Origin of the sequence: Cellulosilyticum sp. I15G10I2, from assembly GCF_900095725.1 — a bacterium.
Lineage (GTDB): Bacteria > Bacillota > Clostridia > Lachnospirales > Cellulosilyticaceae > FMMP01.
The window spans coordinates 280709-306872 of the sequence record NZ_FMMP01000011.1; the positions used below are offsets into that span (position 1 = coordinate 280709).

The following is a 26164-nucleotide window of genomic DNA, read 5'->3' on the forward strand; positions in this document are numbered from 1 at the left end:
ACCCCCCTGGTGGGGTGGGGTATATAATATTGGTAAAAGGAGTTGGCCTTATGAGTTCACAAAAAAATGTGGAAAAACTTAATCTTAAAATAGGAAATATGTCCTGCACAAGTTGTGCTGCAAATATTGAAAAAGACCTAAAGAAAAAACAAGGGGTAATAGAGGTAAGTGTTAACTATGCCAATGAAAAAGCGCATATTGTATTTGATCCTCAGCTTATCCAGGATACAGAATTAATTCAAAAAGTAAAAAATCTTGGATATGAGGTATCTCCTCTGAAGGCAGAAAAAGATGAAGTGATTACTCTTAAAATAAAAGGTATGAGCTGTACATCTTGCTCGAATAGAATAGAAAAAACCTTAAATAAGACAGACGGGATTCTTGAGGCAACAGTTAACTTTGCATCAGAAAAGGCAAGAGTACGCTATTTACCTGCTAAAATAAGAGCTGTAGAAGTACAAAAGAAAATAGATGAACTAGGCTTTGAGGCAGCCGTAGAGGAAGAAATAAGTAACGAGACAGATGAAGATGAAATCAAGGTACAAAAAGCTAAGAAAACAATGTTGATATCTGCCTTTTTTTCCACACTGATTATGGGATTTATGATGGTGGATATGTTTGTTATGATGATACCAGGATATCTGGGGATAACAGCCCTCTTAGGTTTTCCAATTGTATTTGGTACAGGGCTGCATGTGCATCAGGCAAGCTTTAAGGCTATTAAAAACAAAACGCCTAATATGGATGTGCTAGTAACACTTGGATCGCTCCCCCCTTATTTAATAGGTTTATTGGGGTTTTTCTTTCCAGTACAGACTTTTATAGAGATGGCAACTACTATTATGACATTACATTTAGTAGGGAAATATTTAGAAATAAGAGCCAAAGGAAGAGCTTCACAGGCTATCAAAAAGCTTATTCAAATGGGAGCTAAGACAGCTAAGATATTAATAGATAACGAAGAAGTGGAAGTACCAGTAAAAGAATTACAAGTGGGTCATGTTATGGTGATTAGACCAGGCGAAAAGGTGCCGACAGATGGTATTGTAATAGAAGGTAGCAGTTTAATTGATGAATCCATGGCAACGGGAGAATCTATGCCTGTTAAACGTCAAAAAGGAGATAATGTTATTGGAGCAACCCTTAATAAACAAGGGTTGTTAAAAGTAGAAGTTACTAAGATTGGAAATGATACTTTTCTCTCACAAGTTATTAAATTGGTTGAAGAGTGTCAAGGATCCAAGGTTCCAATACAAGAATTTGCAGATCGTATAACAGGGTACTTTGTGCCGGCTATTATTTTGATTACACTCTTTACTTTTATTTCGTTCAACTTATTCCCAGAAATTCATTTAAGTATTATCCGCTGGGGAGCAGGATTTCTACCGTGGATTAACCCTAATTTAAGTCCGCTTACTTTGTCTTTTATTACTTCAACAGCAGTTTTAGTTATTTCGTGTCCTTGTGCATTAGGGCTTGGCACACCAACTGCTTTGATGGTAAGCAGCGGAATTGGTGCAGAAAAAGGGATTCTTATTCGAAATGGAGAGGCTGTTCAAACATTTAAAGATGTAAAAGTAATTGCCTTTGATAAAACAGGTACGCTTACAAAAGGCAAGCCAGAAGTTACAGATCTAATAGCATCTGAGGCAGCCTTAAAAGATGAATTGCTTTATTTTGCAGCTACCCTTGAACATGCATCTGAACATCCTTTAGCGCATGCTATTGTAGAAAAAGCAGTAAATAACAAAACAGTCCTTGGTACTGTAACTGATTTTGAAGCGATTATAGGAATGGGCGTAAAGGGAAGTATAGATGGTCATGAAATTTTAGTAGGCAACAGAAAACTAATGAGAAATAATCAAGTGGTCTATGATCACTATGAAGAGACGTTGATTCGGCTAGAAGAAGAAGCGAAGACTGCTATGATGATTGCAAGAGGTAATAAGCTTATGGGAGTTATTGCTGTAGCAGACCCGTTAAAAGAAGATTCACTACCAGCTATAGCTGAACTTGAGAGTATGGGAATTAAAACCGTGATGATAACGGGGGACAATAAAAGAACTGCTGCTGCTATTGGTAAAACTGTAGGGATTAGTGAATTTGCTGCAGAAGTTCTGCCAGATGGTAAAGTCGCTGAGATTGTAAGATTGCAAAAGCAATATGGTTTAGTGGCAATGGTAGGAGACGGTATTAATGATGCGCCGGCACTTAAACAATCTAATGTAGGGATTGCTATAGGCACGGGTACTGATATTGCTATTGAAGCTGCTGATGTGACTCTTGTAAGAGGAGAACTGGGGGATATTATTTCTGCCATTAAATTATCTAAGAGTACCTTTAGAAAAATTAAAGAAAACTACTTTTGGGCATGGATTTATAATGCCATTGCTATCCCAATTGCAATTTTAGGCTTGTTGCATCCGATGATAGGAGCAGGGGCGATGTCACTTAGTTCTCTTAATGTTGTATATAATTCTTTAAGACTTAAGAAAGTTGATATTGAACCAAACTATAAGAAGTAGTGGGTTATAAAATAACGAAGAGGATGTCAAAACAAACGTTTGAGCGTCCTCTTTTTGTGTTATTATTTTTTAAATATCTAACTTGTAAAATGTAAGAGCACATGCCTATAATAATAAATAGACATGTGTTTTATATAAAATAGGAAGAGAGGGGTACTATGGGGAATATCTGTATCTTATTACAATGCATATTGAGTTTTCATATCTTCTATAGTGCACTTACAGCAGAGAGGATGGCTTTTGGAATTGTTGGAAGTATAATAGTACACCTTATTATTTACTTAGTCAATCATCTGTGTCGTTCAAAAAAAATGAGTGCCTCTCTTTACATAATAGATATTATACTGTTAATTTTAATGGCTTATAGCGTTAATGAACACTTTGGATTATTAGCAGCATCTATAAATGTAGAATTTATAGCCCGCTATAAGTATAGAATGATAAGTAATTTTATACTACCAGGATATCTTTTTATAACAAACGGCATATGGCTAAGAGAACAATGGCTCCTATTTGTTCTACTCATATTCTTTTTAAGTATGTTATTTAAATATGAAGAAAAAATAAAAAGTATAAAAAGAAACAACGAAGACCTCAGAGATAAACTTTATCATGCCAATATAAAATTAGAGTCTATTCAAAAAGAGGCAAGTCACATTGAAGAAGCGGCCAAATTACAGGAACGTAATATTTTAGTGCAAAAGCTGCATGATAAAATAGGACATACTTTAGCCGCTAATATTATGCAGTTAGAAGCCGTTAAAATCATACTTCAGAGTAATATCGAAGAAGCTGGTAAGATGCTTGCATTAACAATAGAAAACCTTAGAAACGGCATGGATGATATTAGACATACTTTAAAAGATATTAAGCCGGAGTGTTCAGAGGTAGGGCTTAATCAGATTAGATATATTTTGGAAGATTTACAAAATACCCATGGTATTGAAACAGAATTTTTATTTGAAGGAGACGTAGGAGCAATAAGTCTTAGTATATGGCATGTTACACTTCAAAATCTAAAAGAAACAATTACAAATCTTCTTAAGTATTCAAAAGCCGATCGCTTTACCGTAAGAATAGAGGTTTTTCATAAGATCATTAAAATTCAATTTAAAGATAATGGTACGGCTATAGAGCAGTACGAAAATGGTCTGGGACTAATGGGGATAGAAGAAAGAACTCAAAGCATTAATGGCAGGTTGGTAATTAACACAAATAGTGGCTTTGAAACCTTAATGATTCTAAAGAGGGAGGATATATGATTAGATTACTAATAGCAGATGATGATATTTTAATAAGAGAAAGTCTTAGGATTATCATCGGAACAGATGCAGATATAGAAGTCATAGGAACTGTGCAAAATGGAAAAGAATGTATTGATTATATTAAAGAAAAGCAAATAGATATTATTTTGTTGGATGTAAGAATGCCTATTATGGATGGCATAGAAGTTTTGAAGTATCTTGAAATCCATAAATTACGGCAAACAGGTTTGAAGATTTTAGTTTTAACTACATTTGATGAAGATGAGCATATTAGAGCGGCTATAGCTAATGGCGCTTCAGGTTTTTTACTTAAAAACAGCACGCCTGATAAAATTATTGCGGCTATTAAATCAGTTGCACTTGGAAATGGAGCTTTTGAAACAGAAGTTATCAATAGGCTTAACACCTTAAAGAGCAATAAGCATATAGAGAGTTATGGGCTTTCAAATAGAGAGCTGGAGATTGTAGATCAGATTGCAAAAGGCCTTTCAAATAAGGAAATTGCATGTAAGCTCTTTATATCAGAGGGCACAGTTAAAAATTATATTACTTCGATTTTAAGCAAAATGAACCTTAAGCATCGTACGCAGATAGCCATAGCTTATTTAAATAATATGTAGGATCAAAAAAGCAGAGATATTTTTATCCAAACTCTTTAATAAAACTTTCGTTTTTTGTTGTTTTATGATATATTTTATATTATAAATAAAGATAATGTTGACATATAGGTCATAATATAAGTACACATTTATAATAATATAAAAATTTATTAGAGGGTAGGAAAGATATGAAAAAAATTTTTAAGATAACGCACACAAAGCTCATTAGAAAATACCAAATTAGTTTGCTGATAAGCGGATTAATATTTGCTGGTGTTATTTTAGTTGTAGGTCAAAAGATGAATGATGTGCAAAGAAAAATTGAACGCTTAACAGAAGAAGACCTTAAAGTGCAAAAAATGAGTGAGTTACAACAAAAATACTTAGAAGCAGATGTTATTGTTGCAGAGTTTCTTTCTTTTGGAAAAGTTGAAACAATTGAAACGTATAATCAACTAATAGATGAGATTAAGGTTATGCAAGATGATTTAATAAATGGTGAGGCAGATGCAGACATTAGAAATCAGTTGCAATTAACTCAAAATAGGATGGATATACTAAAAGAAACCTTTGAGAAAAAAATTGTTTATGGGGTTAGCAGAAACTTAAGAAGCATGTTCATACCCGCAAGACAAGAATATGTAGGTCTTAATACTGAAGTGATTAGTATTTACAATAAAATTATTGAGCGGTTTAATGAAGGTAAAGCAAATGCAAATACTGACTTGTATACGATTCTAAGACAGACAAGCCTGATTGTTGTTATCCTTATTTTAGGGGCTATCATTATTGCATTTATATGGATTTATATATTAACTTCAAAAGTCAGCAATCAGTTAAAGAGACTGGTACAAGTTAATCAAGAGATTTCACATAAGAACCTTAGTGTAGATAAAATACATATTAAGACGAAAGATGAAATTGGACTACTCTCAGAGTCAGTCAATACAATGTTAGATACATTAAAGATGATTGTAGGTGAGATGACTCAAGTATCAGTTGAACTAAATAGTAAAGGGGAAACACTAAGTCAGTCAACCAATCAAGCGAAAAATAACAGCAATGAAATTAATGAGACAATGGTACAACTAGCAAGTGCAGTGAGTGAACAGGCTGAAGATTTAAATAAGATACTAAGTAATATTGAAATTTTAACAACACAAATTATGGAGGCAAATAGTCAAAGCCGAGATTTAACAAGAGCATCAGGAGAACTGCATAAGATCTCAAATCGTGGCAATGAAAGTATGGGTAGTTCAATTCGAATTATGAATAATATTCAAAGCATTGTGCATGACTCTGTACAAAAGATAAAAAAATTAGAAGAACATTCTAACGGCATTTCTTCACTAACTGATGTGATTAGTAATATATCAGAGCAGACTAATTTACTTGCGCTTAATGCATCTATTGAGGCAGCAAGAGCCGGAGAAGCGGGAAGAGGTTTTGCAGTTGTTGCCGATGAAATAAGGAAGCTTGCTTACCAAGTAAGTAACTCCGTTCTGGATATAGAACAGATTACAAAAGCTATTCAAAATGAAACCAAAGTAGTTGCTACTTCGCTTAATGACAGCTATAAAGAAGTAGAAGAAGGTACTAAGCAGATTAAAAGTACAGAAGCGGAATTTATAGAGATTAATAAAGAAGCACATAACATAGAGAGTAAGGCAGTAGCCATTGATAAAAATTTAGATATTATAGAAGTGAGTGCAAAAAATACGAATGAATCTTTAGAAAGAATATCTGCTATTTCAGAAGAGACATCGGCAAGTATTGAGCAGACATTAGCAGCAATTGTAACGCAAGATTCTTCATTAGAGGAAATTGCAGAAAACTCAACGCAACTTAAGTCTTTAGCAGGGGAACTAAGTAAAATTATTAATCAATTTAAGCTTTAGACGATATAAAAACACTTTAACTTTTATCGGAAATAAGTTAAAGTGTTTTTTTGTATATATACATTTTGGATAAGTGATATTAGTCTGGGCCTTTAAAGTAATTAATTTATACCAAAAAAAATTTTAGAGACATTTTTGCACAAACTCTTTAATAAAAACTTTCATTTTTTGTTGTTTTATGATATATTTTATAGTATAAATGAAACTAATGGTGATTGATAAGCAATAATGATAAGTACATATTTATAGTGTGATAAAAATTTATTTGAGAGTAGGGGAAAATATGAAAAAAATTTTTATGCCCAAACATACGAAGTTAATTAGAAAATATCAGATTAGTTTGCTAATATGTGGATTAATATTTGCAGGGGTTATTATAGTTGTAAATCAAAAGATGAATGATGTCAGAAGCAAAATTGAAATTTTAACAGAAAAAGATATGAAAGTACAAAAAATGAATGAGCTGCAGAAAAAATATTTAGAAGCAGATATTATTGTAGCAGAATTTCTTTCTTATGGAAAAGTTGAAACTATTGAGATTTATAATAAACTGGTAGATGAAATTAAAGATATGCAGAATGATTTAATAGAGAGTGTGCCTGATGGTACTATTAAAATTCAGCTTAATCTAACACAAGCAAGAATGGATGTGTTAAAACAGATTTTTGAGGAAAAAATTGTATATGGTGTTAGTCGAAATTTAAAGACTACGTTCATACCCGCAAGACAAGAATATGTAGGGTTAAACTCTGAAGTGATAAGTATTTACAATAAAATTATTGAACAGTTTAATGAAGATAAAGCAAATGCAAATACTGATTTGTATACGATTCTAAGGCAGACAAGCCTGATTGTTGTTATCCTTATTTTAGGGGCTATCATTATTGCATTTATATGGATTTATATATTAACTTCAAAAGTCAGCAATCAGTTAAAGAGATTGGTACAAGTTAATCAAGAGATTTCACATAAGAACCTTAGTGTAGATAAAATACATATTAAGACGAAAGATGAAATTGGACTACTCTCAGAGTCAGTCAATACAATGTTAGATACATTAAAGATGATTGTAGGTGAGATGACTCAAGTATCAGTTGAACTAAATAGTAAAGGGGAAACACTAAGTCAGTCAACCAATCAAGCGAAAAATAACAGCAATGAAATTAATGAGACAATGGTACAACTAGCAAGTGCAGTGAGTGAACAGGCTGAAGATTTAAATAAGATACTAAGTAATATTGAAATTTTAACAACACAAATTATGGAGGCAAATAGTCAAAGCCGAGATTTAACAAGAGCATCAGGAGAACTGCATAAGATCTCAAATCGTGGCAATGAAAGTATGGGTAGTTCAATTCGAATTATGAATAATATTCAAAGCATTGTGCATGACTCTGTACAAAAGATAAAAAAATTAGAAGAACATTCTAACGGCATTTCTTCACTAACTGATGTGATTAGTAATATATCAGAGCAGACTAATTTACTTGCGCTTAATGCATCTATTGAGGCAGCAAGAGCCGGAGAAGCGGGAAGAGGTTTTGCAGTTGTTGCCGATGAAATAAGGAAGCTTGCTTACCAAGTAAGTAACTCCGTTCTGGATATAGAACAGATTACAAAAGCTATTCAAAATGAAACCAAAGTAGTTGCTACTTCGCTTAATGACAGCTATAAAGAAGTAGAAGAAGGTACTAAGCAGATTAAAAGTACAGAAGCGGAATTTATAGAGATTAATAAAGAAGCACATAACATAGAGAGTAAGGCAGTAGCCATTGATAAAAATTTAGATATTATAGAAGTGAGTGCAAAAAATACGAATGAATCTTTAGAAAGAATATCTGCTATTTCAGAAGAGACATCGGCAAGTATTGAGCAGACATTAGCAGCAATTGTAACGCAAGATTCTTCATTAGAGGAAATTGCAGAAAACTCAACGCAACTTAAGTCTTTAGCAGGGGAACTAAGTAAAATTATTAATCAATTTAAGCTTTAGGCAATAAAAAACACTTTAACTTTTATCAGAAATAAGTTAAAGTGTTTTTTTTGTATAAATAAATCTTGAAGAGCTTATAGGAGTTTTAGTATGGCTAAGACAATAAGTACAGCACCACTCATCCAAGACAAATCGATATTTAATTTTTGGGCGAATTTTCTTCCAAGAATGCCGCCTATTAGGAGTGATATGGCATTAAACACCAATGAGAAGATAGTAATTTCGTAAAAATGAAAAGTATCGAGACCAGCACCAAGTCCCACAACTAAACTGTCTAAGGATAGAGCAATTCCTAGATAAAGAGCTTCTTTCATACTGAGGATTTTGGAATGGTCAATATCAGCGAGAATAGAATCAGCATAAACATTAAGTATAAGTTTAAAATCGAAAAGAGTAAACTCAATATGGTCGGACGACAGCGCTTTTTTACAGAGAAAGTTTTTTAAGACACCCTCAAATAATCTGCTTATACCTAAAAGAAAGAGAATGCCAAAGCATATGCCCAGGGTTATGTTAGCAGGTAGAATGATTTTAATCAGTGATCCTAAAGAGAGAGAAATGATTAAAAACAAGGTGGAAATACAAGTTATGACTGTACCTGATAAAAAGGGAATTTTAATTTTACTTGTGCCATATGCAAAACTTGCTATAAAGGCATCTATACATAAAGAAACAACTAACAAAATGGATTCTAACATGATAAGGTCCTCTTAAAAATTTAGGTCTATATCATATTATGGTAATAAATGTAAAAAGTAAACTTGTATTAATAAAAATCAGTGGAAGATGACTTTTAATAACTGTTAGAATAAATTGAGTGATAGGAAATATGACCTTAGTCATGGTCAGGAGATGACCTTTGATACTAAAAGGGAGAGTGGATCATGACATATAATAAGCGTATAAATAGTTAATAAATAGGTGTATATAAGAAGGGGGAGACTCATGAAGGTTGTAGCAGTTAACAATATCTATAAGAGTTTTGGGGATAACATAGCGCTTAATAATCTATCTCTTGGGATAGAGGAGGGAGAAATATTTGGGTTATTAGGTCCTAATGGCGCAGGCAAGAGTACAACGATTAATATACTAAGCGGTCTTTTAAACCAAGATAAGGGAGACATTAGTATATTTAATAAAAATATTAGGATGCATCTCAATGAGATTAAACAAAATATGGGGGTTGTACCTCAGGATCTAGCGATTTTTGAAGAACTTACGGCCTATGAGAATATTAGCTTTTTTGCCAGCCTATATGGTATACAGGCAAAAGAAAGAAACAAAAAGACTATAGAGGCCCTGGCTTTTGTAGGACTTGAAGAAAAGGCAAAGGAGAAAGTTAAATCTTTCTCAGGAGGAATGAAAAGAAGACTTAATATTGCTTGTGGCATAGCGCATAAGCCAAGGCTTATTATTATGGATGAACCTACTATAGGGATTGATCCTCAGTCAAGAAATCATATTTTAAACTCTATTAAAGTACTTAATCAAAAAGGTGCATCTATTATTTATACAACGCACTATATGGAAGAGGCGGAAGCATTATGTGACAGGATGGCTATTATAGATAAAGGCTGTGTTATTGCATCAGGAACAGCTGAGTCATTAAGAGATATCATAAGTGATAAAAATACTGTGTTTATTGGGTTAAGAGATATTAGTAAAGTAGATGAGAGCATTTTGCTAAATATTAAGGGCGTAGAAGATATTTATTTTAAAGATGGTGTATTACAAGTTGTTTCTAAAAAGGAAGTTATTTGTTTAGATAAAGTTATTGCTTATCTAGCAGAAGCTGGAGCTTCTATTATGGATGTAAAGACTAAGTCACCAAATCTAGAAGATGTATTTCTAAATCTTACTGGAAGAAGTTTAAGGGATTAGGAGGGGTAGTGTGAAACTCAATTATATTATAATGAATAGTCTTAAGAGAAAATTAAAGGATTATAAAAGCCTTGGTTTTATGATTATCTTTCCTATTGTTTTGACTTTTATTTTTATTACTGTATTCGGAAATATTGATAACGGTTTTAAAGCAGAGGATAGCATAACTATTAAGTTGAGTATTTATAGTGAAGCAGAAAGTGTTTTTAATGAATCCTACTTAACATTTTTAGAACAAGCAGATAAATCAGAGCGTATAAGTTTATTTTATCAGCTTGCTTCAAGTGAAATAGATGCAATAAGCTCTTTGCAAAGTGAGAAAATAGATATTTTAGTTAAAATAGATCAAAACGAGCAGGTCACTTTATTGCAGGGTAAAGACAGAGCGCAGCAAGCAGCGGTAATAAGAGGGATAACGCAAGGGTTTATCCAAAACACAGCACTTCAGAAAATAGCTTTAACCAAGGATTTAAAAATGCCTGAGCAACTATATAAGAATGAACAGTTATATAACATTACAAGGCTTGTAAAACCTGATAAAAATTATTATATACTCTCAATTGCGGCTACTATGATTGTTTTTACGGTGCTTATAGCTGGCAGCTATGGAAGTACAGGGGTACATTATATTCATAAAGAAGTAGGCAAAAGAGTACAGAGTGCACCAATATCTAAAAATACTATTTACTTGGGGGAATATATTGCAAGTGTTATTTTGACTTTTAGTCAGGGGTGTATCATTGCAGCAGTAGTGGATGCTTATTTTATGATTGGGTTTAAAAACAATCCGTTACAGATGATAGTTATAATAATTTTAATAAGTATGATGTCAGTGGCCTTGGGTGTTTGTATAGGTGCGCTTACCCAATGTGAGAAGACATCAGAGGGGATAGTATCAGCAACAACGATACTCCTATGTTTTACATCAGGTGGATTTAATCCCAACATGGATATAGGGAAAATTACTGCATTTTCACCAGTTACGGTTATTAATAAAGCCATCATAGATATCTGCCTAAATTATAGAGTGGAAGACTTTAATCAAACACTGCTTGTGATACTTAGTTTTACTTTGATCTGTTTAGTGATGTCGTATATTCGCATAAACATTAAAGTAAAGGGGGCAAAGTAGCATGAGAAATATATATAACATAGCTAAACATAGTGTAAGAATGTTCTTTAATAATCAGTTTTCTATTTTGCTTCTCGTTGCACCTATATTTGTAACGGTATTGTTGGTAATGATGCTTAGTGGCAACAAATTCTCGTCCGGGGCGCAGATAGGCGTTGTCAGATCCGAAAAGACAGTTGGTGTGCAGGTATTCTTAGAAGAGATGGGAAAGGAGTTAAACATAACTTATTTAGACGAAAAAACAGCTAGGGCATATCTAGAGCAAAAAAAGATAAATGGCATTTTAATTATTAGAACGGATAATCTCTTAAGAGACCTTATGGAAGGTAAAAAGAATTTAGAAGTTATAGGGGTAGGTGATGATCCCGTAATAGAGTTTATAGTGGCACAGCTCGAGCGAGCACTAAGTAGCACTTATACATTTGCTAAGTTAAGCAGCGCAAATGAAAGTAAATTTGAAGCACTTTATGCAACGTATAAAAGTGAGATAAAAGAGGTAAAGGTAGATCAAAGTGATTTTGAAATGATAAGAGCTGTAATCGTTTTTGGAATGTTTGTCATGATCTTTTTATTTACCTGTATTAAGAGTCTGCAGGCTATGGCGGGAGAAAGGGAAAGCAAGATTTATGAACGTATCTGCATAAGCTCAATTAAACACTATGAATATGTTTCGGGGCACATCTTAGGAGCATATGGTATTTTGATGATTCAAATGATTATCCAAGGCATAATCATGAATGCACTGGGCTTAACATTTGGATTAAGATTATTTTCATTCATAGGTATTTGTATGGTACTCGGGGTAGTTGGACTTTCTCTTAGTTTAGTGATACTTGCATGTACTAAAAATACACAGGGGTATTTTGTTGTTGGAAGCTTTGTTATTTCGCCATTATGTATGTTGAGCGGCTGTATATTTCCTAAAGAATTTTTGCCGGATATAGTTAATAAGGTGGCGCTATTGTCTCCTGTGAGGTGGGTGATGACACTCTACAATGCTGTAATAACAGGGGCAAGTTTTGAAGAAATATTTGCCAGTGTACTAGTTGCACTAGGGCTATCAATTGTACTGGTTTTAATGGGAATGGCTACCCAGAATTCCAGAAAAATGATGAGATAGAAGAAAATACTTCTTTGGAGTAAAAAGATATTTATATAATGTATAAATAAGCCTCAAATAATCCATCCTATAAGATGAAAATAATAAATGATGAGGTGAAGTAGATGGATGAGGTAACTAAGCAAAATATTCCTCAGCAAGGGTCACAAAAAAGCAGAGAAAGAAGTGGGTTAGAGAAAGATCCGGGGACACAGACTACAGATTTTAAAAAACATTGGAATAAAAATAAAAATAATAATCGTTAATCAAATAAAGAATGCTATAAAAGTTTAATAACTTTTTAGGCATTCTTTTTATATAATAGAAAATATTTGATAATGTCCTTTTATTTGTAACTAGGACAAGGCATTAGAACGTTTTTTTATTCTTTTAAAAACCCTATTAAGGGTAGAAATATACTTGTTAGATAATGCATAGGGTAGCTTTTAATGCTGAATTACCAAATATACCCATTGCTATAATCTCATAAGTATGTTAACCTAGTAAATGTAAAGAACATAATATCGCGGGATGGAGCAGTTGGCAGCTCGTTGGGCTCATAACCCAAAGGTCGTAGGTTCGAGTCCTACTCCCGCTATTTTGAATGATGAAAACCTCTTATATCTTTTGATATAGGAGGTTTTTTGAGATAAAACTTTATTTTACTTAAAATAGTAATAATCCTATGGCTTCATAGCATAAAGTAATACCACGAAGTGTAAAGGAGCCTCTTAGTTATGCAGAATTTAAGAAATGAAGATCTATTAAATGAAGTGCTTAGTAAGTGTAAAATGATAGTTGATAAAAACTATTTTAATAATATTCATGAGCTTACCTTTTGTTCATCCCCTAGCAAGGAAGGATGTATCAGACTACTCAAAATAGAAATACTCACAGCACCTATATCACCGGAGTTTTTTACCTTTGTACTTAACGCATTAGGTAATCTTCAAGAAGTGTTTGGCTATATTCTTAAGTCTTTTGAAGATACACTCATTTTATATGTGGGGCTCAAAACGGCCAAAAGTATGTGTACTGCAATAGATATTCTTAAAAACGGCCTAAAAAACTCTTATCCCAACAGCAAATTTAGAGAACTGTCCCCAAAGGAGAGTTCTTTGATTTTAGAGGATTTATTTGATCCAAATGTTTATCATGCTCTTTCTTCAGCTATAGTGATTCCTAATAATACATCTGCAAGCAATGCCCCTATTAATCAAAAATTAGTGGATTTGATGGGCAGTGAAGACTTTGTAGCCTTTTTTTTAGCTTCCGCTCTTACATACTCACAAATACAGTGCTTTATTTACGAATTAAAAGAATTGTACACTAAACTATCTTCTTTTTCAGAGAGTGATTATGGTTTCTCCCATAGTTTGGCTAAAAATACTGCTGTTCATATAACAAAAAGTACTGCAGAAAATAGTAGTGCCACGTGCTCAGAGAATAATGGATCAGAGAATGCCAAAAGTGCTTCAAAATATACACTTATTACACCTGCTGCTATTATACCACTCGAAAATTTACGTACATTTAGCATAAGTATTGCACTTAATGAAACATGCGGTATTGCAAATGTTGCTCTTCAATCTGTAGGTAAATCAGAAACCAAAGGATGTACTGTTACGAATACGAAGCTTCATATTAATTCATCTACCCATACAAACAGTGATTCGTTATCCTATACTACCCAAAATAAATTTGTTATAGAGCTTTTAGAAAAAATTGATGCGCTTATCTTACGATTAACATTAGCCTCCGGCGATCCCTTCTTTTGTTTTGGCGCCTATTTTCTTTCACCCTCTTCGGCAACGAGTATTCGAGCGGCGTCTACTTATTTGGGACTTGCAAAAGATAACACGCTAAATATTGAAGATACCTTTATCAACACTTGGGAAGATTGCGACAGTATTTTTCCTAATTTATTAGATAGTCTTAGACATTTTAATCAACTATCTTTTGAGGTAGGTTCAAAAAATGAGTGTATTACAACGACAACAATTATTAACGCGTCAGAGCTAGTGAATACTTTTTATTTTCCTTATTCAAAGGCGTCAGATAAAGCTAATAGCTTCAATTGAGATTATTAGATGAAAAAAATACTAGAGAAGCTATTAAATAGTTTTCAATTTATTTTTAAATGTATTTTTAAATAGGTTTTAAAATGTAAAATGAATAGTTGGATTAATTGGATAACCCGTGATATACTAAGAGTAATCTACAAAAAAAATAGGGACATTCCTATTTTTTTGTGCATATACGATAAGGAATCTACAACAAAATAAGTGGTTTGTGGGTAATAAGTGAGCGGAAGGAATTCATAGAATGAATATGAAAACATCTAATAAACATGGGAAAATAATACCTTTAGTTATATGCTGTAGTATAAGTGCAATCATCCTTACAACGCTGTGCGGTATTTTTTATTTTAGACAAAAACTCTTGGCTGCAGCGAGCTCAAATGCTATAAGTTATGAGAAATACGACAAGCACTACGCACTTATCACAAGCAATAAAGATTCACCGTTTTGGGAGTCAGTTTATGAAGAAGCTAAAATAGAAGCTAAAAAACATAATGCATATGTAGAATATATAGGTAAAAGTTTATCGGCGGCCTATGATATTCAGGTATTATTAAGGATAGCTATTGACAGCGCAGTAGATGGCATTATTATAGAAGCGAGTGAAAACCTAGAGGTAGCAGAACTTATTAACGAAGCAGTAGAAAAAGGTATTGTGGTTATTACCGTTTTAAAAGACAGCCCTAAGAGTGAGCGTCAGAGCTTTATAGGAATTAATAATTATAATCTAGGGCAGACCTATGGTCAGCAAGTTTTAAATATATGGGATGAGGATACCAGAAGAATTTTAGTACTAATGGATTCAAATAAACAAGATACAAATCAAAATGTCATTTATTCAAGTATTAAGGAGACTATTTTACAAGAAACTGATAAGAGTAAGCAACTGGATATTCGAACCGTGACTGTTAACAATGAAAACACTTTTAGTTCGGAAGAAGTTATACGGGATATCATTATGGATACAAATAATTTGCCTGATATTATCATTTGCCTTAACAGCATAGATACGAGATGTGCTTATCAAGCGGTAGTAGACCATAATAAAGTAGGGCAAATCAATATCCTTGGTTATTATAATTCAGAAGATATTTTAAAAGCTGTTCAAAAGGAGATTATCCACTCAACGATTTCGATTGATGCAAAACAGATGGGAGCTTTGTGTGTACAAGCTTTAGATGAGTATAAAACGACGGGGCGTGTCAGTAATTATCTGCCAGTTGATACACATCTAATTACGTTGAAAAATGTTAATAAATACTTGAAAAATGAAAACTAAGGGATGCTTATTTCATAAGCTGTCAATTGAGGTGGAGTCACTAATGAATAGGATTATAAATCATTTAAAGTATAAGTGGTATACTCTGACCATTCGCATTAAACTTGTGGCTGTTTTTATGTTTACATGTTTAATCATCTGTATCGTTAATATTTTTATGTACGTTAATATTAATACTATGATCGGCAAAATTAATGAAGTATACATAAGTAATGTTAATTTAAATGAGTTATCTGATTCATTAGCTTCTATCCAAAGGAGTATGACTGATTATCTCGGGACAAAAGGATCAGAGGCCCTAAGGGAGTACTACTCCTCAGAGCAGAGTTATGGGAAGCTGCTCGAAAATTTAAATACAATGATAACAGATAGCCATATGTTGCTTATGGAGAAAAATATTAAGAATATGTCTGAAGCCTACCTTGTTCTTACTAGAGAAACTATGCAGGCTAAACGGGCACGTAATGTCGAAAAGTATAAAAAAAATTATGATGAGGCTTCGGACTTGTTTACGTATATTAACACTTATATTAATAGTTTAAATAATGAACAGTTTAAGGATAACTCGGATAATTATAAAGTGCTTTTAATTTCTATGGGTTACCTCAAGATAATTAGTACAACTATCTTGATTACTGCAATTATATTGAGTATTTTCCTGGTATACATACTCACCCATAGTATTACTAGACCTTTAATTCAGCTAGCTAAGACTGCTAATGAGATAGGAAAAGGCAATTTTAAAATCAATTTAGTAGAAGTAAGATCATTAGATGAGATAGGTGTTGTATCTAAAGCTTTTAATCAAATGATTTTAAGTATTGAACAGTATATTGATAAAATCAAAATTAATTTAGAGACAGAAAACATGATGAAAGAAAAAGAACTTATTATGGCAAGTCATTTAAAAGATGCCCAGCTTAAATACTTGCAAGCTCAGATTAATCCCCATTTTTTATTTAATACTTTAAATGCAGGTGCGCAGCTGGCTATGATGGAAGAAGCTGATAAGACTTGCTTGTTTATTGAAAATATGGCTGACTTTTTTCGGTACAATATTAAGAAAATAAATGAAGATTCAACGTTAGAAGAAGAAATAAGACTCGTAGATAATTATATCTATATTTTAAATGTACGTTTTTCGGGGGAAATTCACTTTGAAAAAGCTGTAGAAGAAAGCCTGTTGAAAGTATGCGTACCCAGTATGATTTTACAGCCTATCGTAGAAAATGCAGTTAATTATGGTATTAGAGATGTGGAGTGGACAGGGGTTATTAAACTAAGGGTTTATCAAAAGGATGATTATATTTATATTAGTATTCAAGATAACGGCGTTGGGATTAAGCAAAGTAAAATTGATGAGATTATGAGAGGGGAAATTATTGAACCAGACCTGTCTAAAAACTCTAATGGTATTGGACTTGGGAACGTTATTAAAAGACTAAAGCTTTATTACAATTGTGAACATGTAATAGAAATTAAAAGCCATGGTAAAAATCAAGGAACAGAAGTTCTTATTTGTATTCCGAAAATGATGCAAAGGGGTTAGAGTTGTGTACAAAATTATGTTAGCAGATGATGAAGGGATTGTTATTGATTCTTTAAAATTTATTATTGAAAAAAATTTTGAGGGTATTTGTATTACAGATTTTGCCAAAACAGGCCGTAGTGTTATTGAGCTTGCAGAAAGATTTAGACCTGATATTGTTTTTATGGATATTCAAATGCCTGGTATTAATGGCATTGAGGCGATGAGAGAGATTAAAAGATTTAGTCCATCTACTGTTTTTATTGTACTATCAGCCTATGACAAATTTGACTATGCAAAAGAAGCTATTCATTTAGGGGTGCTGGAGTACTTAAATAAACCTGTTAATCAAAAAGTTATTGTCGAGATTATACAAAAAGCTATGCAGATCATAGATAATGAAAAGGAAAAACGGAGTTATGATTTATTAGTAAAAGAGAAGCTGGAGATTGTGGTGCCCAGCATAGAAGCAGGTCTTATCTATGCTATTCTTTTTCAAGAAGAGTGTCCTGAGGACATGGTTAAGTATAATGAGCTCCTGGGGGTTAAGGAACAGTATGGGTATCTTATGGTGCTAGAATACGGAGATACTGTTGAAGGAACTGATTTGAGTAATACAGTAGGTGCAAGCATTAAGGCCCAATCGTTTTCCTACCATTTAAGAGAAATTGTTAAGGAATATGTGGCGGGGGTAGTAGGGGCAAATATGACTAACAAAACGATCGTTTTTATTCCTTGTAATCAGTCTCAAATAGATTATAATGAGCGTATGAAAATAATAGAAAATGGTAGGCAAATGATCCGCACACTTACACAAAAGATAGATGTGGAATTCCGCTTGGGGATTGGCGATATAAAAAGTCAGAGCAGGCTCGTAGAGTCCTATAGAGAAGCCATAAGCGCTATGAGGAATTCAAGCGGTACAGTGGTGCATTTTAAAGATTTGCCTTTAAGTTGTATGTATGAAGAGAACTACCCTATTGAGACAGAACAAGCTTTATTTAGTAATATTCGCTTAGGGAAACTCTCAGAAGCTAAAGTAGAAGCAGATACATATTTTGATTGGATGATAAGAAATTATTCAGATTGTGAAATGGATATTAAATTAAAAGTACTTGAGCTTGTTTTATACGGGGAGAGAAAAGCTTATTTAAGTGGCGGGATGACATATACCTTCACCAATCGAAAAGATTATTTAAGTACGATTATTGAGATGCATACTTATGAAGAACTTAAAAAATGGTTTGTACAAAAAATCTGTGAAGCCTGCACCAATGTTTTGACTAAAAAAAATGAACACTCCAATCAATGTATTGAAAAAGCTAAGGCGTATATTAAAGAACATTATAAAAAAGATATTTCATTAGAGGAGGTGTCACGCAAAGTAGATATTAGTCTTTATTATTTCAGTAAGCTTTTTAAAAACGTAGTAGGAGAAAATTTTATTGACTATCTCACACGCATTCGTATTGAGGCTGCTAAGGCGCTATTATATGATGAGATGAGCATCAAGGAAGTTGCACTAGAAGTAGGCTATAGGGATTCTAATTATTTTAGCCGCCTATTTAAAAAATGTGTAGGGATAACACCAACAGAATTCAAGGAGGGGATAGTGTATGATAAAAAGAAGTAGTGTTTTAACTTTACTTTGCATTTGCTTGCTAGGAAGTGTTGGGTGCTCTAAAGAGCCTTATGCTAAAACACAATTTCAGGAAATAAAAGACACTAAAATAAAAATTGGTTTATCTGTTGACTCCTTTATCATTGAAAGATGGCAAAGAGAAAAAGATATCTTTATATCGAGAGCAGGGGAACTGGGGGCAGAAGTGAATGTTCAGGATGCGAATGGGGATATTAAGGAACAAATTGCTCAGGTCGAGTATTTAATTGATAAGAAAATGGATGTTATTACAATTATCCCAATTGATGCAGATGCTCTTGCAGATGTTGTAAGAAAAGCAAAAAGGGCTGGCATCAAGATTATTGCTTATGATCGGATTATGACACATGTTAACGTAGACTTATATATTTCTTTTGATAATAAAAAAGTAGGAGAACTCATGGCAAAAAGCCTTATTAAGAGTACACCTGAAAAAGGTAATATCTTAATGCTTTGTGGACCTTTAATAGATAATAATGTTCTACAAGTTACAGAAGGTTTTAAGGAGGTATTGTATAAAAGTAATTTAAATGTCATTGATAAAGTACACGTCGAGCAGTGGGTGCCAGAGAGAGCTTTTGCACTTACTAATGAAAAACTTAGATCATCTTATACCATTGATGGAATTATGTGTGGTAACGACGGTTTAGCAGGGCAGGCTATAAAGGCACTGGCTGAACGGCGGATGGCTGGCACAGTGAGTGTAGTAGGTCAGGATGCAGATGTTGAAGCTTGTCAAAGAATTGTAGAAGGTACACAAAATATGACGGTTTATAAGCCTGTGGATAAGCTGGCAAAAAAAGCAGTAGAGTATGCCGTTAGACTTGCACAAGGAGAGACACTTGAGATATCTGAGACGTTTTTTGATGGCACATTTGAAGTACCTTATGAAAAATTAGAGCCTATAGCTGTTACAAAAGAGAATATAGATGAAGTTATTATTGATGGTGGGTTTCACCCCAAGGAAGATGTGTATCTGAATATATTAAATAGTAATTAGTATCGGTACATAGTCTAGAGAAATTTGTCTAGACTTTATTTTTTTGCACAAAAAAGTACTACACAGTTAAATAAAATATACAGTACACCAAAAATATGAAGCAAGTTAAAAACAAAGTCCTATTTTAACAGTGATATAGTAAAGGAGAAGAAATTATTAATTAAATTCAAGGGGGATTATATTATGAAAAAGAAACTGCTAAGTGCGTTATTATGTGGTGCAATGGCTGTGACTATGTTAGTAGGCTGCGCTGGGAATAAAGCACAACCAACAGAAAGTCAACAAGCACCAGCTGCAGAGCCTGCTAAAGCTGCTGAAGCTGCACCAGCACCGGCTGCATCTGCTGGCGGAAAAATCGGGGTAGCTATGCCAACTAAAGACTTACAACGTTGGAATCAAGATGGTTCTAACATGAAAGAACAGTTAGAAGCTGCAGGCTATACAGTAGACTTACAATATGCAAATAACGATATATCTACACAAGTATCTCAAGTTGAAAATATGATTACTAATGGTTGTACTGCACTAGTTATTGCATCAATCGATGGTGGGTCACTCGGAACTGTACTTGCAAAAGCTAAAGAAGCTAATATTCCTGTTATTGCTTATGACCGCCTCATTATGGGTACAGATGCTGTTTCGTACTATGCAACCTTTGATAACTATATGGTTGGAACTATTCAAGGGAACTATATTGTAGATGCTCTAGACCTAAATAATGCAGCTGGACCATTTAATATTGAACTTTTCACAGGATCTCCTGATGACAATAATGCACGCTTCTTCTTTGGTGGAGCAATGGATGTTTTAAATCCTTATATTGATGCTGGTAAATTAGTAGTTGTTTCTGGTCAAAAGAAATTTGAAGAAGTAGCTACGCTTAACTGGTCTACAGAAGAGGCTCAAAAACGTATGGAAAACCTTATTACTGCAAATTATGCAAATGGTACTAAGCTTGATGTTGTGCTTTCTTCTAATGACTCATGTGCGATTGGGATTAGTAATGCCCTTCAATCTTCTTATCAAGGAGATACATTCCCAGTACTTACAGGCCAAGACTGTGATATTACTGCTATGAAAAATATTTTAGCAGGTAAACAATCTATGTCTATCTTCAAAGATACACGTACTTTAGCTGCAAAAGTTGTTGAAATGGTAGATGCTATTGAAAAAGGAACTGAAGTACCTGTGAATGATACAAAAACTTATGATAATGGAAAAGGAATCGTACCAACTTTCCTTTGTGAACCTGTATTTGCAGACAAAAATAATTACAAAGAATTATTAATTGATTCTGGATACTATAAAGAAGATCAATTAAATTAATACGCGCTTTATAAAGAATAAGAGTTTAATAATCTAAGCAAGAGGGCTATGTTTTAGGGCATTGCCCCCTTGCTGTATACTACCTATTTTAGGAGGGGTAAACTTGGCAGATATATTGCTGGAAATGAAAAATATTACTAAAAATTTTACAGGGGTCAAGGCACTTGACAATGTAAACCTTGTCGTAGAAGAGGGGGAGATTCATGCATTAGTAGGTGAAAATGGTGCAGGTAAGTCTACCCTTATGAATGTGTTAAGTGGTATTTATCCCTACGAAACTTATGAGGGTGAAATCTTATACCAAGGTGAACTATGTAAATTTAATAAAATAAAAGATAGTGAAGAAAAAGGTATTGTAATCATACATCAGGAACTGGCGCTGGTACCTTATATGACCATTGGAGAAAATATATTTCTAGGCAATGAGCAGGGTAAAAAAGCAGCTATTGACTGGAGTGAAACTTATAAAAAAGCAGATGAGCTTCTTAGAACAGTAGGACTCAAGGAATCTTCCTATACGCTTATAAAAGATATTGGCGTTGGTAAGCAGCAACTGGTAGAAATTGCAAAGGCATTTGCTAAAAATGTTAAGCTTCTTATTCTAGATGAGCCTACGGCTTCCTTAAATGAGGCGGATTCTCGCAAACTACTGGATTTATTACTACAATTTAAAAAAGAAGGTTTAACTTCAATTATTATTTCGCATAAGTTAAATGAAATCTCATATATTGCAGATAAGATCACAGTTATCCGTGATGGGGCAACTATTGAAACTTTAGATAAGACAAAAGATGATATTACTGAAGAGCGTATTATTAAAGGGATGGTTGGCCGGGAGCTCACGGATCGCTTTGCTAAACGGGAAAAACATGATTTTGGAGAAATTAGCTTAGAAGTTCAAAATTGGAATGTCTATCATCCGATTTATACCGAGCGTAAGGTTGTCAATAATGTTTCTTTAAATGTACGCAAAGGAGAAGTTGTTGGTATTGCAGGCCTTATGGGCGCTGGACGAACAGAGCTTGCCATGAGTATTTTTGGCAAAAGTTATGGCACGAGTATCTCAGGAAACTTGTTTATAAACGGGAAAAAAGTGAATTTAAATACTGTAGAGCAAGCTATCGAAAATAAAATTGCTTATATTACAGAAGACCGTAAAGGGAATGGGTTAGTTTTGGATAATTCTATATGCATCAATACAACACTTGCTAAATTAGATAAGGTAAGTAAATATAAAATTATCGATAAAGACCTAGAAAATAATATAGCCAATCAATATAAAGAAAAACTTAAAACAAAATGTCGTTCAGTTGAACAAAATGTAGGCAGCCTAAGTGGCGGCAATCAGCAAAAAGTACTGCTTAGTAAGTGGATGTTTGCAGATCCTGATATTATGATACTTGATGAGCCTACAAGGGGCATTGATGTTGGTGCTAAATATGAAATATATTGTATTATTAATAACCTTGTGGCTGAAGGTAAATCAGTCATTCTTATTTCTTCGGAACTGCCTGAGGTTTTAGGAATGTGCGATCGTATTTATATTATGAATGAGGGGTGTATGGTAGGAGAAATTCTCCAAGAAGAAGCTACTCAAGAAATAATAATGTCTCATATTTTAAAATCAAGTATAAATAAAGGAGAATAAGTATCATGACTAGAGCAAAAGAAATTTTGAAAAAAAATTCAATGATTATTGCAGTTGTAATTGTTACACTGTTCTTTACGATTCAAACAGGAGGCACACTACTTGCACCACAAAATGTCAGTAACTTAATTGCTCAAAATGGGTATGTTGTTATTTTGGCAGTAGGGATGTTAATGTGTATTTTAACAGGGGGGAATATCGACTTATCCGTAGGGTCTATAGTGGCTTTAGTGGGGGCTGTAGCAGGAACACTGATTGTCAATCAAAAAATGAATATTACGCTCGCAATTCTGATCTGTTTAGGTGTTGGTATTCTAATAGGTGCTTGGCAAGGATTTTGGATTGCTTATGTACGTATACCTGCTTTTATTGTTACTTTATCTGGGATGCTTTTATGGCGTGGTGTTGCGCTTATTGTTTTAGATGGACTCACTATTTCCTCTTTTCCAGAAAATTATTTAGTGCTTTTTAATAGTTATATACCAGATGCCTTTAATGGTGAATTTAATATAATATGTTTAGTTACAGGGATTACTATCTGTATTATTTACATACTAGCAAAGCTTGTAGGTCGTTTGGATAAAGCTAAAAAGGGTTACGAATTAGAAAATTTGAGTGTACTAATCGGTAAGATGGTTGTTATTTGTGGCATTGTGCTTGCGACGTCTTATTCTTTAGCAAATTATAAAGGGATTCCAGCTATTTTAATTTTGCTTGCAGTTATTGTGTTAGCCTATGCCTACTATACTTCTAAGACTGTTCCAGGCCGTCATCTTTATGCGCTTGGGGGCAATGAAAAAGCAGCTAGACTTTCGGGGATTAATACCAATAAAATTCTTTTTGGTGCGTATGTTAATATGGCCTTTTTAAGTGCAGTAGCTGCTCTTGTATGTGTGGCGCGCTTTAATTCTGCTGCACCTACTGCAGGAACTAACTATGAACTGGATGCTATTGGTGCTTGTTTTATTGGCGGGGCTTCCGCTTACGGTGGTACTGGAACAGTAGGGGGAGCTGTAGTTGGGGCTATCTTTATGGGGGTTCTCAACAATGGTATGTCTATTATGGGCATTGACTCAAACTTCCAAAGAGCAGTTAAAGGCCTTGTTTTACTGGCGGCTGTTGCATTTGACGTACTATCTAAACAAAGAAGTAAATAAAAAAATAGAGAGAGAACATAGGAATAAATAGAGTAAGTAAAGGTATAGAATCAGGGGGGATGATATTGAAGTATCAGCACTTAAAACGCGCATTATCATCAAGAAATACATTTGTACCTATCAAACGGTATTTAATCACAGTTTGCATTTTGTTTGCTATTATTCCGTTACTTATTGTTAATTACCTTTCATATTCTATTTCTAAAGATGCCCTAAGGACAACAAGTAAGCAGCTCACCATACAAATGGTTAACCAGATAGGCATTAATGTAAATAGTTTTGTGGGAGGCATTGAAAGTAATATAGCTGAATTTGTTGTATCTAACCTTGTGCAAAATAACACCTTAGCGCATTATTTCTCTGACGATTCCAAAACTAAACGGGATGCCTCTCAAAGCATTTCTAAAGCAATTACTTCCTTGGAAAGTTTAAATAGCGCTATTGACAGTGCACATATTATTTTTGAAGATGATGAGATTATTTCTAGTATGACAAGTATAAGTAGACAAGATCTTCTTAAGATAAGAGATTTAAAAGAGGGTGGAAAGCTTGTATGGCAAAAAGGAGTGGGGGATTCTGCTGATTCGCTCTATGTGATCAGAGATGTCATTGCAACGGCTAATAAGGGGACAGCTACTATTTGTGTAGCAATTAGCCCAGATAGTATTGCTGCTATTTTTAATAACATTGAATTACTAGAGAATTCTACGCTGATACTGATTGACCCTAATAAAAATATTATTTTTAGTAATCAATCTAAAGATGCTGCTATTGATGAAACCCTTTGGTCTATAATCAATAACCAAGAAGATTTAAACACATTATTTAGAGCAGACACTTTGACAACCTATGTGACACTTTCAAATGGATGGAAATTGGCTGCTAGGATACCGGAACGTTCTCTTACCAAACAACTCACTGGGGTTACTGTCTATATATTTATTCTGATTATCATCACCTCACTTATAGCTGTTGTAGTAGGGTTAACTATTGCCAAAAAGTTTTCAGATCCTATTATTAATCTAATGAAATGTATGAAGAAGGCAGAAGAAGGGGATTTGACTATTCAAATAGAGCCTAGAGGTAATAATGAGATTACGCAGCTCTGTGTAAGTTTTAATTATATGATTGCGAATATACATGGGCTACTGAAAGAAACAAAAAAAGTAATTGCTAATAGCTTACAGGAGAGTAAGCTTTTAGCCGAGTCCACGCAGTGTTCTGTAGAAACCTTCGATCAATTGGCAAACTGTGTAACTGATATTGCAGATGGTACAACAAATCAGGCCGGTTATGCGCAAAAAGGCGAACGCGCTATGGAAAACTTATCTTATGGCATTCAGAAGGTCATACAAAAAAGTGATACTATTTATGAAAATACCCAAGGGGTAAAGTTGCTTATTCAAGAAGCCACGAGCTGCATCGAACTTCTAAAGACAACGATGATTTCTTCAGTTCAAATGTTTGGAAATGTTGAAAACAGTATTTTAGAGCTTAGTAAATTGAATAAAGGAATCGGAGATATGATGCAGCTTGTTAATAATATTAGTAACCAAACTAATCTATTAGCACTTAATGCAAGTATTGAAGCGGCCCGAGCTGGAGAAGCAGGAAAAGGTTTTGCTGTAGTTGCAGGCGAAGTAAGAAATTTAGCAGAACAATCTAGAACATCAACTGCGGCTGTTCAACAAACACTTAGTAAAATTCAAGAAAAGAACGTAAGCACCAATCGCCTTATTCAGGAATCTAGCTACATATTTAATAGTCAAGAAGAAGCTGTTCAAAAAGCTTCTGATATCTTCTCAAGTATTATTCAAACTTTAAAAGTGATGGACACTGAACTAGGGGAAATTAATTATCAAATGAAAGACATAAAAGTTTTAAAAGATGAAACGCTTATAGAGATAACTCATATTGCCTCTATTACTCAAGAATCGGCAGGGGCCGCAGAGGAAGTAAATGCATTAAGTGAAGAACAGACAAATGTTATTAATAATCTATCCAAACTCTCTGAGCGATTGACAGTTACTATGCAAACACTTAATAATTCTATTGGGTCTTTTAAACTAAATAATAGAAATTAATAAATTTAA

The 26164-nt window shown here is 33.7% G+C and carries 19 protein-coding genes and 1 tRNA gene; 19 read left to right on the forward strand and 1 reads right to left on the reverse strand.

What is annotated here, in order from left to right:
* The first annotated feature begins 50 nt into the window (after positions 1-50).
* The 5 genes from BN3326_RS13350 to BN3326_RS13370 all read left to right on the forward strand — a co-directional run bounded on the left by BN3326_RS13350 (position 51) and on the right by BN3326_RS13370 (position 8280).
* Entirely contained in the window at positions 51-2525 is a 2475-nt protein-coding gene (locus tag BN3326_RS13350; RefSeq protein ID WP_069999736.1) for a heavy metal translocating P-type ATPase, read from the forward strand.
* 158 nt (positions 2526-2683) lie between these two features.
* A complete protein-coding gene (locus tag BN3326_RS13355; protein WP_069999737.1) occupies positions 2684-3787 on the forward strand; it encodes a sensor histidine kinase in 1104 nt (367 codons plus the stop codon).
* Entirely contained in the window at positions 3784-4410 is a 627-nt protein-coding gene (locus BN3326_RS13360; protein WP_083258712.1) for a response regulator, read from the forward strand. Before BN3326_RS13355 ends, BN3326_RS13360 begins: the two co-directional genes overlap by 4 nt.
* A 167-nt stretch (positions 4411-4577) precedes the next feature.
* Positions 4578-6287 (forward strand): methyl-accepting chemotaxis protein, encoded by a 1710-nt coding sequence (locus BN3326_RS13365; RefSeq protein WP_069999738.1) that lies wholly within the window; start codon positions 4578-4580, stop codon positions 6285-6287.
* Between the two features lie 283 nt (positions 6288-6570).
* Positions 6571-8280 (forward strand): methyl-accepting chemotaxis protein, encoded by a 1710-nt coding sequence (locus BN3326_RS13370; protein ID WP_069999739.1) that lies wholly within the window; start codon positions 6571-6573, stop codon positions 8278-8280.
* Between the two features lie 74 nt (positions 8281-8354).
* On the opposite strand, the gene ytaF is transcribed toward BN3326_RS13370, so the two are convergent.
* Entirely contained in the window at positions 8355-8978 is a 624-nt protein-coding gene (ytaF, locus tag BN3326_RS13375; RefSeq protein WP_069999740.1) for a sporulation membrane protein YtaF, read from the reverse strand.
* Positions 8979-9225: 247 nt separating this feature from the next.
* On the opposite strand from ytaF, the gene BN3326_RS13380 reads away from it, so the two are divergent.
* The 14 genes from BN3326_RS13380 to BN3326_RS13440 all read left to right on the forward strand — a co-directional run bounded on the left by BN3326_RS13380 (position 9226) and on the right by BN3326_RS13440 (position 26155).
* A complete protein-coding gene (locus tag BN3326_RS13380) occupies positions 9226-10161 on the forward strand; it encodes an ABC transporter ATP-binding protein (protein ID WP_069999741.1) in 936 nt (311 codons plus the stop codon).
* A gap of 10 nt (positions 10162-10171) precedes the next feature.
* Entirely contained in the window at positions 10172-11293 is a 1122-nt protein-coding gene (locus BN3326_RS13385) for an ABC transporter permease (protein ID WP_069999742.1), read from the forward strand.
* Position 11294: 1 nt separating this feature from the next.
* Positions 11295-12413, forward strand: coding sequence for an ABC transporter permease (locus BN3326_RS13390; protein ID WP_069999743.1), 1119 nt, complete (start codon positions 11295-11297; stop codon positions 12411-12413).
* 104 nt (positions 12414-12517) lie between these two features.
* Positions 12518-12658: a hypothetical protein gene (locus BN3326_RS22045; protein ID WP_171903834.1), complete on the forward strand. Its 141-nt coding sequence runs from the start codon at positions 12518-12520 to the stop codon at positions 12656-12658.
* A gap of 259 nt (positions 12659-12917) precedes the next feature.
* Positions 12918-12990: transfer RNA gene (locus BN3326_RS13395), tRNA-Met, on the forward strand.
* 139 nt (positions 12991-13129) lie between these two features.
* Positions 13130-14473, forward strand: coding sequence for a hypothetical protein (locus tag BN3326_RS13400; protein WP_069999744.1), 1344 nt, complete (start codon positions 13130-13132; stop codon positions 14471-14473).
* Positions 14474-14717: 244 nt separating this feature from the next.
* On the forward strand, positions 14718-15752 hold the full coding sequence (locus BN3326_RS13405) for a substrate-binding domain-containing protein (RefSeq protein ID WP_069999745.1): 1035 nt from the start codon (positions 14718-14720) through the stop codon (positions 15750-15752).
* A gap of 43 nt (positions 15753-15795) precedes the next feature.
* Positions 15796-17301, forward strand: a complete 1506-nt coding sequence (locus tag BN3326_RS13410) for a sensor histidine kinase (RefSeq protein WP_069999746.1) — start codon at positions 15796-15798, stop codon at positions 17299-17301.
* 4 nt (positions 17302-17305) lie between these two features.
* Positions 17306-18913, forward strand: coding sequence for a response regulator (locus BN3326_RS13415; protein WP_069999747.1), 1608 nt, complete (start codon positions 17306-17308; stop codon positions 18911-18913).
* Complete coding sequence (locus BN3326_RS13420) at positions 18897-19940, forward strand: sugar ABC transporter substrate-binding protein (RefSeq protein WP_069999748.1); 1044 nt, start codon at positions 18897-18899, stop codon at positions 19938-19940. The genes BN3326_RS13415 and BN3326_RS13420 overlap by 17 nt, the downstream gene beginning before the upstream one ends.
* Before the next feature lie 183 nt (positions 19941-20123).
* Positions 20124-21266 (forward strand): multiple monosaccharide ABC transporter substrate-binding protein, encoded by a 1143-nt coding sequence (gene chvE / locus BN3326_RS13425; RefSeq protein ID WP_069999749.1) that lies wholly within the window; start codon positions 20124-20126, stop codon positions 21264-21266.
* A 103-nt stretch (positions 21267-21369) separates the two neighbouring features.
* Positions 21370-22914: a multiple monosaccharide ABC transporter ATP-binding protein gene (gene mmsA / locus BN3326_RS13430; RefSeq protein ID WP_069999750.1), complete on the forward strand. Its 1545-nt coding sequence runs from the start codon at positions 21370-21372 to the stop codon at positions 22912-22914.
* The gene (mmsB, locus tag BN3326_RS13435; protein ID WP_442857207.1) at positions 22911-24071 is read left to right on the forward strand and encodes a multiple monosaccharide ABC transporter permease; all 1161 of its coding nucleotides are present in this window, start codon (positions 22911-22913) and stop codon (positions 24069-24071) included. Before mmsA ends, mmsB begins: the two co-directional genes overlap by 4 nt.
* Before the next feature lie 65 nt (positions 24072-24136).
* The gene (locus tag BN3326_RS13440; protein ID WP_069999752.1) at positions 24137-26155 is read left to right on the forward strand and encodes a methyl-accepting chemotaxis protein; all 2019 of its coding nucleotides are present in this window, start codon (positions 24137-24139) and stop codon (positions 26153-26155) included.
* The last annotated feature ends 9 nt before the right edge of the window (positions 26156-26164 follow it).

Excerpts from the sequence above, each read along its gene's own strand:
- BN3326_RS13350 (WP_069999736.1), top strand. The coding sequence starts at position 51 with ATGAGTTCACAAAAAAATGTGGAAAAACTTAATCTTAAAATAGGAAAT.
- BN3326_RS13355 (WP_069999737.1), top strand. The coding sequence starts at position 2,684 with ATGGGGAATATCTGTATCTTATTACAATGCATATTGAGTTTTCATATC.
- BN3326_RS13360 (WP_083258712.1), top strand. The coding sequence starts at position 3,784 with ATGATTAGATTACTAATAGCAGATGATGATATTTTAATAAGAGAAAGT.
- BN3326_RS13365 (WP_069999738.1), top strand. The coding sequence starts at position 4,578 with ATGAAAAAAATTTTTAAGATAACGCACACAAAGCTCATTAGAAAATAC.
- BN3326_RS13370 (WP_069999739.1), top strand. The coding sequence starts at position 6,571 with ATGAAAAAAATTTTTATGCCCAAACATACGAAGTTAATTAGAAAATAT.
- ytaF (WP_069999740.1), bottom strand. The coding sequence starts at position 8,978 with ATGTTAGAATCCATTTTGTTAGTTGTTTCTTTATGTATAGATGCCTTT.
- BN3326_RS13380 (WP_069999741.1), top strand. The coding sequence starts at position 9,226 with ATGAAGGTTGTAGCAGTTAACAATATCTATAAGAGTTTTGGGGATAAC.
- BN3326_RS13390 (WP_069999743.1), top strand. The coding sequence starts at position 11,295 with ATGAGAAATATATATAACATAGCTAAACATAGTGTAAGAATGTTCTTT.
- BN3326_RS22045 (WP_171903834.1), top strand. The coding sequence starts at position 12,518 with ATGGATGAGGTAACTAAGCAAAATATTCCTCAGCAAGGGTCACAAAAA.
- BN3326_RS13400 (WP_069999744.1), top strand. The coding sequence starts at position 13,130 with ATGCAGAATTTAAGAAATGAAGATCTATTAAATGAAGTGCTTAGTAAG.
- BN3326_RS13405 (WP_069999745.1), top strand. The coding sequence starts at position 14,718 with ATGAATATGAAAACATCTAATAAACATGGGAAAATAATACCTTTAGTT.
- BN3326_RS13410 (WP_069999746.1), top strand. The coding sequence starts at position 15,796 with ATGAATAGGATTATAAATCATTTAAAGTATAAGTGGTATACTCTGACC.
- BN3326_RS13420 (WP_069999748.1), top strand. The coding sequence starts at position 18,897 with ATGATAAAAAGAAGTAGTGTTTTAACTTTACTTTGCATTTGCTTGCTA.
- chvE (WP_069999749.1), top strand. The coding sequence starts at position 20,124 with ATGAAAAAGAAACTGCTAAGTGCGTTATTATGTGGTGCAATGGCTGTG.